We start from the raw sequence: 12,971 nt of genomic DNA, 5'->3' as shown, positions 1-12,971 counted from the left end.
AGTGGCAAAAAAGGGACTGCTGGCAATATTTATAGCGATATCTATAAGCCTCGCCCCGTTATCTCCTGTCTATTCGGCAGCTTTTGCAAAAACACGCATACGTTATAAAACAGTTAAAGTTAATAGGGCTGCTAAGCGCACTGTAAAGAAAAAATCCGCCAAAAAGGTCAAAAAAACAAAAAAGACCATAAAAACCAGCAAATCATCAAAAAGTGTTGTTTACAGCCAGAGCTTTTACTACCTTGTAACCATACCAAGCAGCAAGAAAAAGATAAGTTTGCTGCAGAGAAAGCTCACCCAAAGAACAGGTGTGGGCTTTAGCAGGGCGAGTAACTACAGGCTGCAAGCTAAAGTAAACGGCGGTATTGCCAGTGTCATAGTTGCCGCTTGTAAGAAATTAAGGGCTAAGGCTTACGTTACAAAAGTAGGCGCAATAGTCATAAATCCATCCTACAGGTTTGACCCAAATAATCTTCCCGTGTCCGATGCCGAGCTTAGAGCGATTCTTGAAAACACTATGACCGCAGGCGATGACGGGCGGGTTACTATTGTTATCGATGCCGGTCATGGAGGGGCGGCCTCGGGTGCGGTAGCAAAGAGTGGTCTTAAAGAGAAAGATGTCAATCTGGACGTCGCTCTTAAAGTTCGCGACTTCTTTGGTCAGATAAACGAGCGGCTCAAGGCACGTGGGTTTACCAAAACATTTAACGTGGTCTTAACCCGCACTGGTGATAACTCGATAGTTAATCCTTACGAATACGAATCAGATTTGCAGGCGCGGGTGGACTTATCGGCGGCTGTTAAAGCCGATGTATTTATCAGTATTCACCATAACGGGTCAACCTCGCCGGATGCCGTGGGCACCCAGGTCTATTACCGCACATATGATAACAGGACGCATGAAAATTACATCGGCTATTTGTTGGCGATGTCGCTTCAGCAAGAGCTGACAAAAGCTTTCGGATGGTCAGGTGTTCCTGGCAAAGATGACGGTATCGCTGCAGCAAACTACTGGGTACTGAGACGTTCGGTAGATAGCACCGAGTCTACAACTTCAATCACAGGTGCTGCAAAAGCACTTACCGAGTCTGCATATATGAGTAACGCAGGTGAGGCGGCTCTTCTTGCCAGTGATGAATTTCGTGCAAAAGAGGCCGCAGGAATAATTAACGGTGCACTTGTGTTTTTGAGGCAGGTGCTTAGAAATACCGGCAGGCTGTAAAGATTCTTTACCTGTCCGTCTTTCAGCAAAAGTAAGGGACTGAGTGAAAGGAAATAAGATGAAGAGAACCATCACAGCACTTTTAATCGCAGCCTTGGTTGCCCTAATTGTTATAACATTAGCTGGTTGCCAGGAAGCGAGCATTAAATCCTCCTCGGCATCAAACAATGAAGGGAAGCCAGCAGCTAATAAAGAAGAGGCTTCCCTGAACAAAGAAGGAGTAAAAGCAGATAGCGCAAAGACAATGCCAGAGGCGAAAACAGAGCAAGTAACTCTTTATTTTAGTGATAGCCAGGCAGAGAAGTTAGTAGCTGAGACCCGCCAAATAGCAAAAACCCAGGACGTGGCCAAGTCTATCATGGAGGAACTAGTCAAAGGGCCAAAAGATAAAGGGTTATATCCGACGGTACCACCAGATACCAAGATTAACGCAGTTACCATAAATGGCGGCGTCGCATCTGTAGATTTTTCGAGGTCATTTATTGATGGAAATCCTGGCGGAAGCACCGGGGAGATTATGGCTGTCTATTCAGTAGTTAATACGCTAACCGAGCTCCCGGGCATTCAAAAAGTTCAAATACTTATTGATGGAAAACCAGTTGATACGATAACTGGACATTTAGATACAAGTGAGCCGCTAGCAAGGGATGATTCCATTATTAAAAGGTAGTATGGGGGTAGGTATTTCTGTGAGGCGAAGATATTATATTTTGGTCGCAATGGCAACAATAATAAGCTTGATCGGTTCGGTGATCGTTTTCCCATCAACCGGCTTAGCTGAAGATGTGGTTTACACTATAAGTGGTGCCGGCTGGGGTCACGGTCTTGGTATGTGCCAGTGGGGTGCACAGGGAAGGGCTTTAAGTGGCCAGAATTATCAGCAGATACTTGCCGCTTACTACCAGAATACTCAACTAACGGGATATCCAGTTCCGACGGAAATTAGAGTGCTGCTTTTTGGCGGTGCCAACCTGCCTCAAACATACATCGAGGGTGAAGGTGGTGCGGCATTTAGCTTCCAGAATAATGGAGTTCCCATAGAGGGCGCAACCGGTGTTACCGGTAGGTGGATGGTTGCCGCAAGAGGAGATGGTTTAGCTCAGCTTCGCAGGCCAGATGGCAGCATTGTTGCTGATGGGCTATTAGGTCCTGTTATCGTAACGGGAGCTGGCGAAAATCTAATTGTATATAATAGCGCTGGCGTTAGATATCACGCGTATAAAGGAAGTATTTGGATATATCCAAATTCAGGCTATCTCTACCTGGTAAACCATGTTGGATTTGATCCTGACTATTTAAATGGCTTAGGGGAGATGCCTTCGAGTTGGAACATCGAAGCTTTAAAAGCCCAGGCTGTTGCTGCTAGAAGCTATGCAATCGCATGCATGCGTCCATCAGCTACATACGACCTGTACGATTCTGTTTCGAGTCAGGTTTATGTTGGGGTTGATAAGGTAAATGGCCCATATGGAGCAAATTGGGCCAGTGCGGTGTCTCAGACTACCGGGCAGGTTCTCATCTACGGTGGCAAGGTAATAGCTGCCTATTATCACTCAAGTTGTGGAGGCCATACCGAGAACTCGGAAAACGTTTGGTCAAGTGCACTAGGATATATAAGAGGAGTAAGCGATATAAATCCTGCAACAGGCAGGGCTTATTGTGATCAGCCAGGTAATACAATATTTCGCTGGTCTGTGCAGAAAAGTAAAAGTGACCTGGAATCGCGGTTAGGTATCCCGGGCATTACTGGACTTACAATAACTGGAAGAGGAGTATCTCCAAGGGTTACCCAACTAGTTATCTCAAAGGCAGACGGATCGACTGTCACCATGAAGGGGTCTGATTTCCGATCTAGATTAGGATTGAACAGCACCTGGATTGATGGCATAAATCTGCCACAAATCATCCAGTTAAGTCGACCGGTCCAGCCAGATGTTTTTCTGATAACGATAGCGACTAATAAGAGAACTGCGTATTCCAAGCAACGAGGTCTTGCACGTTATGGCTACCAATTCAGCAGGTTGTCAAACGGGCGCCTGCAAGCAAGGACGACGAACGAAGCTGTAGCAAGAAATATAGTTTCTGTGTGTGTTCGCCTTAAGACAAAAGCCTATGTAACAAAGATTACCGCATCGGGAGCCTATGACGTAACGTCGAGCTTCCAGCCGCCCAAGAAAACAAAGGCCAAGGTAACCAGGAGTAAGAAAACAACAAAAGTCAGTGCGCGAACCGTAAAGAAGGTTGTCAAAAGTAAAGCCAGGGTAAGGAGAGTTGCCGTTAGGAAGCGCAGATAGACTACTGGTGATTTATTTAAGTGACAAAGCTCCGCACTTTGTGCGGAGCTTTACTGCTGTGTTTACTATTGTGCGCTGGTAATGCTGCCCATAGCATATTTATAATTAACTGATCCTAAGAAAATTGGTACATGTAGATTCTCTGGCCTGATTTACTTTTTATAGGGCCGCTTTTGTTGTACAATGCTTGTAGAAAAAGCTGGGCCATGAGATTCTCTCGGTATACTTAGTAGCAGTTGATAAACTAACGTAAAAATTAAACTCAGTTTTAATTTAAGCCATTGATAAATATCAAGTAGCAGCAAGGGACTTAGAACTTATGGGTACACTTAAGAACCTCGATGTATTAGTAATGAACGCCAGGCAGCTAAACGAGGATGCTCTTTTAGCTCTCTATGATAACTACCTCCCGCATATTTTCCGCTTTATCTATTATCAGGTTGACAACAGGCCAGCAGCCGAAAATCTTACAACTGAAACGTTTCTTAAGATGTTAATGGCTATTCCGGATTTTACAGGAGACGGCAAGACATTTTATCCATGGTTGTTGAGAATCGCAAGTGACACAATCCTTAGTTATTTAAAATCCCGATCAAGCCAAGAAATATTTCTTGATGAGGAAATAGATGAGCTTTTTATTGGCAATAAGCATGACCTCAAACCGCAAGATATAGCGACAATCGATATTGCCGAGATAAAAAAAGCCGTAAATAAATTGCCCGATGAGCAGAAGCAGGTGCTTATATTAAAGTTTGCCATGGGTCTTTCCAATAACGAAGTTACCGAAGTGCTGGGCAAGTCCGAGGCTTCCATAAAGACGCTCCAGATAAGCTCGTTGGTGGCTTTAAAGAAATTGCTTGAGAAGAGAGACGATTCAGGCGAGCGGGTTGAGCCTTTTGCGGCTCGTCATGAGAAAAAGTCTGCCGCATCGGGAGCCAGGGGCCGGGGTTTAAGGTTCAGGGTAAAGCAGGTAAGGTAAAAACCGGCAGCTAAATGTCGTTAGTGCGGGGATGAGCATATGAGTAAGTCAGGTTCGCATAATAAAAAATTGGAAAATGCATTTGATTATTGCATGAAGCTGATGAATTCCGGGGCTACAATTGAGGAGTGTTTAAGGCTTTATCCAAACTTGCGTAAAGAGCTAAGAGATCTTTTGCCTGTTGCGGCCAGGCTCAAACAGGCCTATCCAGGTTACCCAGAACTTAGACCCTCCAAGCTTTATACTAAAATCAGTCGTGAGAAATTTTTGGCTGCAATTGAAGGTGGACCCGATGCGATAGAACGTGAGTTGTTTAAACCAATGGCCTCTCGAACCTCCAATCCTGACCTGGGACGGCTCGTTAGGATCTATGTGGGAGCGGCAGTTGTGGCTGCCGTAATGCTTATGATTCTGGGCGGCTATATCTACGCATCAGATGATATCTTGCCAGGAAATCCCCTGTATAGTGTAAAAAGGACGCTTGAAGGTCTACACCTTGCATTAACCTTCGACAACAAAAAAAGAGAAGAGCTACTTCGGCAGTTCTCAGCAAGAAGAATGGACGAGGCCAATCGACTCGGACGGAAAAACAAAGATAGGACAGCGGTACTTGGCTACAAGGTTGCAAAGGATAGCTCAAAAGGGAAAACCGAAAACCGGCCGCTTAACGACTCAACCAGCAAAGGCAGTTCAAGCGTAACTCCGCAAGCTAGCTCTTCTAAGCAAACATCAAAAAAGCGAAGAAGTAAAGCTGTAGCGGTACGTACTGCTGCAAATACAACAACCGCAGCAGCCACAGCAACTAGCGCTACTTATAAGCCACCGGTTCCTTCATTTGAGGTAGAAAGCATAGATCTACAACCTGATGATTGCATCAATACTAGCAAGGAAAACGATATTATCCATATAAAGATATCAGGTGCAACTACCGCTGGCTTTGAGGTTGGTATCTATAAAGATTCAGATAAAGTTGCAGTTGCAAAGCCGATATCGGTAAATGAGTTTTCCTGGGACGGCAAGGTCAATGGCAGCTTTGTGGACGATGGCATGTATTCAGTAAAAGTGGTGGATAGCAACGGCAGGTTTGCGTCGGCAACTGCCGAAATTTTCGTCGCGTCGCTTTCAGATGTTGCCCTTCAAGAACCTGAAGGGCAGGTCGATTTTGAGGCTCCTGCTTTTAAATTTGTCTGGAGCGAGGTGACGGATGCCACAGCTTATACTCTGTACGTAAAGTCAGGTTCACGTACTGTCATCGAAAAATTACTAGATGCCAGGCAAAGCCAGTATAAGCCGGATAGCAGCGATTTGCAGAAAATGCTTGCGCTTGGACAGGGCAGTTTCTCATGGCGCATTATCGCAACCGATACCAACGGGAAGCTGGCTTACTCTGCCTACAAGGATTTTACTTACATCCGCGGTTCTATGCCTCAGGATTAGGTCACGTTTAGTTACGTATTATCCGCGGTATTACCTGTAGATTTACTAAAATCTAAAATAGATGATTCGGGATAGAACAGGTTGGCGCTTAAAAAAGCAGCAAGATTGGATTGCGAATCGTTTGCTGCCTTACTCAACATATCCTCCGGATATTCTATAAATTCCTGTACAAACATCTTTCCGTATGGGCCGCCATCGATAACTGCAATTCCTGCGTGTGTGTATTTGGGCTCGAGCATGTTGTCTTTATGTGATGGGCTCTGCATAAGCCCTTCAAATGCCGCTTCAACCGTAGGCGCTCCCGCAAGGTTCTCGCCTGCAAGCAGCCAGCCGTTGGGTATCTCTGAGTCCATGATCCTGTTCAGTAGCCCTCCTGAGACAGGCGATGTATGGCTGAAGAACCTGTTGGTTATCATTTCCTGGCAGTAGCGACGGGCCATCGCTTCAAGTTTAGGGTCGATTTTAAGAGCAGACAGACCGTTTATCCTCCTTTGTTCATTTAGAAGGCTTAGCATATTCTGCTCATCTGTGCTCAATACTACGGTATCAGGAGCCGATGCTTGGGTTGCCGGTACAGCAAAGGGGCTGAACAAGATCAATGTTATTGTGGTAATGATTAATACTATTGCGCTAAGCATTGTCAAGCGCATTTTAAATATCAACTAAAAAACACCCTTTCCTTCGCGTTCTTTGCTTGAAATAGGTCTTGCCAGTCGCCTGCTTAAGCCTGCCGGCCGTTATTTGGTTTTATCGACAAGCAGAAAGGCAACTTTAAGGCATAAATGATAAAATAGACTCATCTTGACATCTTGGTCTAGGAGAAAATCATGGATTTAACCGAGCAAATCAGGCAAAACACAAAAGATATTATCAGGTTTTTAACAGATCGCACGGTAGGCAAGGTTGATATCGGGATTATTCTTGGCTCCGGACTTGGGGAGCTTGCCGACGAAGTTGAACACCCCGATGTGTTTGCGTATAATGAAATACCGCATTTCCCAAAATCAACAACACAGGGCCATGCCGGAAATTTAGTGATTGGGGCGCTTGCCGGGAAAAGGGTTGCCATAGCGCAGGGGCGGTTTCATTATTATGAAGGTTATACATCGGCTGGGGTATCGCTTCCGGTTCGAGTCCTGCATGGTTTGGGGGCAAGGACGCTTGTTGTTACATGTGCGGCTGGCGGCCTGAGGGCAGACCTTCGCGCGGGAGATATTATGGCTATAACGGATCATGTAAACATGATGGGCGTAAATCCTCTCGTTGGACCAAACGATGACTCTGCAGGCCCCCGCTTTGTCGATATGTCGGAGGCATATGATAAAGGGCTTTTAAAGCTTGCCGAGGATGCGTCCAGAAAAGAAGGGGTAGGCCTAAAAGAGGGTGTGTATGTTGCCATGCTTGGGCCTACTTATGAGACCCCGGCTGAAGCCAGGTTCTTATCTAACATTGGCGATGCGGTGGGCATGTCGGTAGTTCCGGAGGTTATTGTTGCCAGGTATCTGGGAATTAAGGTGCTTGGCCTTGCTGTTATAACCAATACTCACGGCGCGAAGCAAAAGTTAAGTCACAGTGAAGTGCTGGAAGAGGCACATAAAGCCTCTAAAAAATTGATAAGATTAATAAAAGACGTCTTGCAAGAAGCTTAATAGATATCAAAAGGAGAGAATTTATGGATTACGATGTAAAAGATCTTAACCTGGCAGAGCATGGGAAAAGAAGAATCGAATGGGCCGATAAAGACATGCCGGTTTTAGGTCTTATAAGAGCGCGTTTTGAGAAGGAAAAGCCCCTGGAGGGGGTAAGAATGTCCGCTTGCCTTCATGTCACATCTGAGACAGCTAACCTTATGAGGACCCTTAAAGCTGGCGGTGCGGATGTGGTTCTTTGTGCTTCCAACCCTTTAAGCACACAGGATGACGTTGCAGCATCTTTGGTAAAGGACTATGAAATCCCAGTTTTCGCAATTAAGGGAGAAGACGAGAAGACCTACTACGACCATATCAAGGCAGCCATAGACCATGGGCCTAAAATCACTATGGATGATGGAGCTGATTTAGTCTCGGTTCTTCATACAGAGAGAACCGAAAAGCTTAACGATGTTATTGGAGGAACTGAAGAGACGACGACAGGTGTTATAAGGCTTAAAAGTATGGCTGAGCAGGGAGTCTTAAAATACCCGATTGTTGCTGTAAACGATGCGCAAACAAAACATTTCTTTGATAACCGTTATGGTACAGGCCAAAGCACGATCGATGGGATACTGCGGGCAACTAACATCCTGCTTGCCGGAAAGACGTTTGTTGTCTCAGGGTATGGATGGTGTGGTAAAGGGGTTGCCATGCGCGCAAAAGGGATGGGAGCCAATGTGGTGATAACGGAAGTAAATCCGCTAAGAGCTCTTGAAGCAGTAATGGATGGATTTCGGGTGTTGCCATCGATTGAGGCTGCAATGATTGCTGATGTTTGGGTAACGGTAACTGGCGACCTGCACGTCATTGATAAAAGGCATTTTGAAGTTATGAAGGACGGGGCAATTATAGCTAACAGTGGCCACTTTAATGTCGAGATAAATATTCCTGCCTTAGAGGATATGGCGGTATCTCATAAGCCAGTTCGTGATTTTGTCGAGGAATATACATTAGATGGTGGAAGGAAAATACATCTACTGGCGGACGGCCGCCTGGTTAATCTTGCAGCTGCTGAGGGTCACCCGGCAAGCGTTATGGACATGAGCTTTGCAAACCAGGCACTCTCAGCCGAGTATATGCTAAACAATGCCGAGAAGTTGGAGAAAAAAGTTTATGCCGTGCCGCCTGAGATTGATGCCAATATTGCAAGACTGAAGCTCGATTCGATGGGGATACGCATCGATAAGCTTACCGAGGAGCAGGATAAGTATCTGCATTCATGGGAGATGGGGACGTAGAAAAATCGATTGGATTAATGAGGGAAAAGTTAGAAAGAAAGGGTCTTTGTTGGCTCTGACTATTTTCGATTCGGTTGATTCTTGGTTATCAATTATCGATTATCGAAAGGGCGGATCTTGTATCCGCCCTTTTAACTTGAAAATATGCACCACTTTATCTGATAATCAATCTAATGCATATACAAGGCGCAGGTTGAAAGGAATTGCGATGCGGACAATTTGGTGGAATAGGGGCAAGGTGGTCTTAATAGACCAGACCAAGCTGCCTCTTAAGGAAGAATATATAGAGACGGATGATTACCATCGGGTTGCCAAAGCAATAAAGGTCTTAAGCGTGCGGGGTGCTCCGGCGATTGGTGTTGCCGCTGCTTATGGTATGGTGCTTGCAGCACAGCAATCCAGCGCAAAAAGCACTTCGGAGTTTTTAAAAGAGCTTGAGAAAGCTGCTCAAGTTTTAGGTGCAACCAGGCCCACTGCTGTAAATCTTTTCTGGGCTTTGGAGCGCATGAAGAAGAAAGCCTATGCAAACGAGCATCTTTCAGTTAGCAGATTGAAAAGGGTTTTGAAAGAAGAGGCTGAGGCTATTGCAGAGGAAGAACTTGCCATGAGCAAGAGAATGGGTGAGTACGGTGCCAAGCTTGTAAAAAGCGGAGACAATATTCTTCACCATTGAAATGCAGGTGCGCTTGCAACCGTAGGCTACGGTACCGCACTTGCAGTGGTGCGCTCAGCGCACGGGCAAGGAAAGAAAGTGCATGTATATATTGGCGAGACGCGGCCGCTACTTCAGGGGGCACGCCTTACCACATGGGAGCTCATGAAGGATAAAATTCCGGTAACGCTTATCACCGACAACATGATCGGCCATTTAATGAGCCGTGGTGAGATAGACAAAGTCTTTGTAGGGGCCGACAGGATAACGGCAAATGGGGACTTTGCCAACAAGATCGGCACCTATACTATAGCCGTTTTAGCCAAAGCCCACAATATTCCGTTTTATACAGTCGCACCACTATCGACTATTGACATATCGTTAAGCGATGGGAGCAAGATTCCAATAGAGGAGAGGGCAATAGAAGAGGTAACGCAGTTTGCTGGTGTAAAAATCGCGCCGGACGGTATAAAAGTAGCGAGCCCAGCTTTTGATGTTACGCCGAATCATCTGGTGACGGGTATTGTTACCGATAGGGGAGTGCTGAAGCCGCCCTTTAAGGATGCAATCGCAAAGCTATTTTCTCGTCGATAGGTGGGGAACCAAATAGGCGAGCTGATCAATATTATTCTATCAGTCTTAATACTTATATCGGTAGGTTTTTTAAGCAAGAAGGTTGGCCTTCTTAAAAAAGAGCATACTGCCGCCCTTAATAACATTATCATTTACCTCACGATGCCAGCACTCATCTTTCGCGCTATCTTTGAGGCTAAGATTTCACTATCGCTTATTAATATACCCATCCTGGCTATTGCTATTGGCTCAGTAAGTATGGCAATAGCTTTTGTTGTCGGGCGCTTTTTGAGGCTAAGGCGTCCAACCTTAGGGGCCCTGATACTTGTTGCAGCAATCGGAAATACCGGCTACCTTGGCTATCCTTTGACTCTACAGCTCTTTGGCTTGCAAAATCTTGTTAAAGCAGTCTTCTATGACCTCGCGGGCACGGTTGTTTTCACGTTTACAATTGGCCTTATCGTTGCGCAGAGATATGGGGAGAGCGAGGGCAAGGTAAATATTTTAAAAGAGATGTTTACGTTCCCACCGCTTCTTGGCTTGTTTGCCGCACTTATTCCTGCGCTAGCTTTAAAAGGTATCGGATTGCCGAAATTCCTAGCCGATACAATTGGGTTTTTAGCTGACGCCACGGTGCCATTAGTCATGCTCACCATTGGGCTTTCTCTTGAGCCTGCCAGGGCAAAGGATTATAAACTTGCAATCGCAGTGGTGATTTTAATCAAGCTATTCTTAACACCGCTAGTCGCGTTGTTCAGTGGAGTTATGGTAGGTATGGCCGGCACGGACCTAGGTGTTATTGTCCTTGAAGCATCAATGCCCTCATTTTTGCTCTCACTCGTTATTGGTTTGCGCTACAGGTTAGACATTGATTTCTTAGCCACAGTAATAGTTGTAACCACATCTTTGAGTATGCTGACTATCCCAGTGTGGCAGTATGTGTTGAGAGCGGTTATATAAACGGTAAACTTAGAGGCAATCCACTTTCTAAATCCACAATAAAGAGGGCTCCTGTTTAGCTGACCTGGTCTTTGACCCCACACTCGCCTGCTGGAGGCTTCGCAGCTCTTTTTAAGCCACTGCAACCCCTCTCGTTCTACTGGAACGGCAGGTCTTACCCCTAAGACGCACCATGCTCAGCCTGCGCATTTAAAGATTCTGAGGCGCGTGCCTTACGTGGATCCTTTCGCCTGCGTCTAGCTTGGACTACCCGGCACATCCGGTAAAACCGAAAATACCGGGGCAACCACAGACCTAAACAGAAGCCTCGAAATAAATTGTACCTGCAATTTCGCAATATAACAACAGGGTAGTCAAGCTATGTCCCACCGAGTGGTGTCCTTGCTACAGTTAACACGAACACCTCTTCCGCACCGCCTTTTATAAGCTGCTGTGCGCATTCGTTTACAGTGCTTCCTGTGGTATATACGTCATCGACCAGAAGTATTTTACCTTTTATAGGTAAATTGAGCTCGAAAGCCCCCTTGACATTTTTTGACCTCTCAATAAGACCAAGTTTATTTTGATCAGGGGTATTTTTAATTTTTATTAACCCTCTGTATAGCGGTTTATTATAAATAGCTGCAAGCTCTTGCGCTATCAGGTGCGATTGGTTATAACCACGCTTTGCCTCTTTTTGTGCAGTCAGCGGTACAAAAGCGATTGCACTGATATCATCGATGAACTCGGCTGCTGCTTTAGAGGCAAACCGGGCCAGGTGTGGGGCAAGCTTCTTGCCGTTTTTGTACTTAAGATGGCGAATCGCATCTTTTAGTGCTCCAGCATAACTTCCACCCGAACGGGCGCAGGTAAAGTAGAGCGTTTTACCAGAACAATCCCGGCACATGCTTACTTCTCTTAGACAGGGCTTTCCGCATTTAGTGCAAAGATTGCCAGCAATTCTCATAAAGCTTCCGGCGCAACTTTCGCATATGGGATCAGAAGCTACCTTTTTGCAAATTCTACATCTTGGAGGAAACAGTAAATCAAGGATGCTCTTTAGCATAAGCGCCATTTCCTTATTAATTGTATGGCGGGTAAGTAATAGATGCCTGCCGATACGATTAACTATTTTATTGACAATCATTATCATCCTTCGAATGTTGTCTTACAATACAAATGTATTAACTTTGGGCAAAAAATTATTACCAAATAATTTTTCACAGCGGTAAATTATCTCTTATGCCATTTACGAGGTGTTTTACATGTTAAAACTGGTTCAAGACGGCCTGGCTAGTTATGGAATAACTTAACAATATGACAATATTTACCTGGTCAATAAATCGGTCTAATGATATGTATAAACTAGAGGCACTATCATGTTGGTTATTTGACAAACCACATGGAGTGCTTGGCTTCAGTTGTTGGTTGCATGTTTTAGGAGGTGCACGTGCTTCAGGGAACGGTCAAATGGTTTAGCGCGGAAAAAGGCTACGGATTCATCGAGCAAGAAAGTGGAGATGACGTATTCGTGCACTTTTCTGCAATCGCTGAGGACGGCTTTAGAACCCTTAGCGAAGGGCAAAAAGTGATGTTTGAAATCGTACAGGGTGAACGCGGTCCTCAGGCTGCAAATGTGCAGAAAATGGTTTAGGGGCAAATAAGAACCAAGACCAACAACACCCCATGTGTTTTTATGCATGGGGTTTTCCATTTAGCGGTGTTATTTTTTATTGCTTGGTTTATAATAATAGGTAGCCTTGCCAATAAACCAGGTTAACCTGGGAGGATAAACCAAGCAAGTTTTAGCCAGGCCTTTCTACGGAGGGCTCTCATATCGCTTTGAATTTCTATTGATTCCGTTTTAAGGTAAACTATTAGTATAAACGGGAAAAATCTAATTACCGAGCCGTTTATGTCATTTACTCCTCAAATATAGCCGATGG

Annotated in this window: 11 protein-coding genes and 1 pseudogene; 10 read left to right on the top strand and 2 right to left on the bottom strand. The window is 45.2% G+C overall.

Annotated elements, in window-relative coordinates:
* The first annotated feature begins 1 nt into the window (after position 1).
* The 5 genes from K6T91_00220 to K6T91_00200 all read left to right on the top strand — a co-directional run bounded on the left by K6T91_00220 (position 2) and on the right by K6T91_00200 (position 5,932).
* Positions 2 to 1,222, top strand: a complete 1,221-nt coding sequence (locus K6T91_00220) for an N-acetylmuramoyl-L-alanine amidase (GenBank protein ID MCL6471225.1) — start codon at positions 2 to 4, stop codon at positions 1,220 to 1,222.
* A 58-nt stretch (positions 1,223 to 1,280) separates the two neighbouring features.
* Entirely contained in the window at positions 1,281 to 1,892 is a 612-nt protein-coding gene (locus K6T91_00215; protein MCL6471224.1) for a GerMN domain-containing protein, read from the top strand.
* 19 nt (positions 1,893 to 1,911) lie between these two features.
* Positions 1,912 to 3,516, top strand: a complete 1,605-nt coding sequence (locus tag K6T91_00210) for a SpoIID/LytB domain-containing protein (protein ID MCL6471223.1) — start codon at positions 1,912 to 1,914, stop codon at positions 3,514 to 3,516.
* 319 nt (positions 3,517 to 3,835) lie between these two features.
* Entirely contained in the window at positions 3,836 to 4,495 is a 660-nt protein-coding gene (locus tag K6T91_00205) for a sigma-70 family RNA polymerase sigma factor (GenBank protein MCL6471222.1), read from the top strand.
* Between the two features lie 39 nt (positions 4,496 to 4,534).
* On the top strand, positions 4,535 to 5,932 hold the full coding sequence (locus K6T91_00200; GenBank protein ID MCL6471221.1) for a DUF5667 domain-containing protein: 1,398 nt from the start codon (positions 4,535 to 4,537) through the stop codon (positions 5,930 to 5,932).
* An 11-nt stretch (positions 5,933 to 5,943) separates the two neighbouring features.
* Here K6T91_00200 and K6T91_00195 read toward each other — a convergent pair whose 3' ends face one another.
* Positions 5,944 to 6,447, bottom strand: a complete 504-nt coding sequence (locus tag K6T91_00195) for a CAP domain-containing protein (protein MCL6471220.1) — start codon at positions 6,445 to 6,447, stop codon at positions 5,944 to 5,946.
* A 312-nt stretch (positions 6,448 to 6,759) separates the two neighbouring features.
* On the opposite strand from K6T91_00195, the gene K6T91_00190 reads away from it, so the two are divergent.
* From K6T91_00190 to K6T91_00175, 4 genes and pseudogenes are all read left to right on the top strand, one after another.
* On the top strand, positions 6,760 to 7,581 hold the full coding sequence (locus tag K6T91_00190; protein ID MCL6471219.1) for a purine-nucleoside phosphorylase: 822 nt from the start codon (positions 6,760 to 6,762) through the stop codon (positions 7,579 to 7,581).
* A 23-nt stretch (positions 7,582 to 7,604) separates the two neighbouring features.
* A complete protein-coding gene (gene ahcY / locus K6T91_00185; protein ID MCL6471218.1) occupies positions 7,605 to 8,861 on the top strand; it encodes an adenosylhomocysteinase in 1,257 nt (418 codons plus the stop codon).
* A gap of 202 nt (positions 8,862 to 9,063) precedes the next feature.
* Positions 9,064 to 10,107: pseudogene (mtnA, locus tag K6T91_00180) on the top strand (S-methyl-5-thioribose-1-phosphate isomerase).
* Positions 10,108 to 11,046, top strand: a complete 939-nt coding sequence (locus K6T91_00175) for an AEC family transporter (protein MCL6471217.1) — start codon at positions 10,108 to 10,110, stop codon at positions 11,044 to 11,046.
* A gap of 358 nt (positions 11,047 to 11,404) precedes the next feature.
* On the opposite strand, the gene K6T91_00170 is transcribed toward K6T91_00175, so the two are convergent.
* The gene (locus K6T91_00170) at positions 11,405 to 12,172 is read right to left on the bottom strand and encodes a ComF family protein (protein MCL6471216.1); all 768 of its coding nucleotides are present in this window, start codon (positions 12,170 to 12,172) and stop codon (positions 11,405 to 11,407) included.
* Between the two features lie 303 nt (positions 12,173 to 12,475).
* Here K6T91_00170 and K6T91_00165 point away from each other — a divergent pair, with 303 nt between their 5' ends.
* Positions 12,476 to 12,679: a cold shock domain-containing protein gene (locus K6T91_00165; protein ID MCL6471215.1), complete on the top strand. Its 204-nt coding sequence runs from the start codon at positions 12,476 to 12,478 to the stop codon at positions 12,677 to 12,679.
* Positions 12,680 to 12,971: the final 292 nt, after the last annotated feature.

Source organism: Bacillota bacterium, assembly GCA_023511485.1.
Classification (GTDB): Bacteria; Actinomycetota; Aquicultoria; order Aquicultorales; family Aquicultoraceae; genus CADDYS01.
Note: the sequence above shows the minus strand (reverse complement) of the source record. Positions and strands in the feature narration are given on the sequence as shown.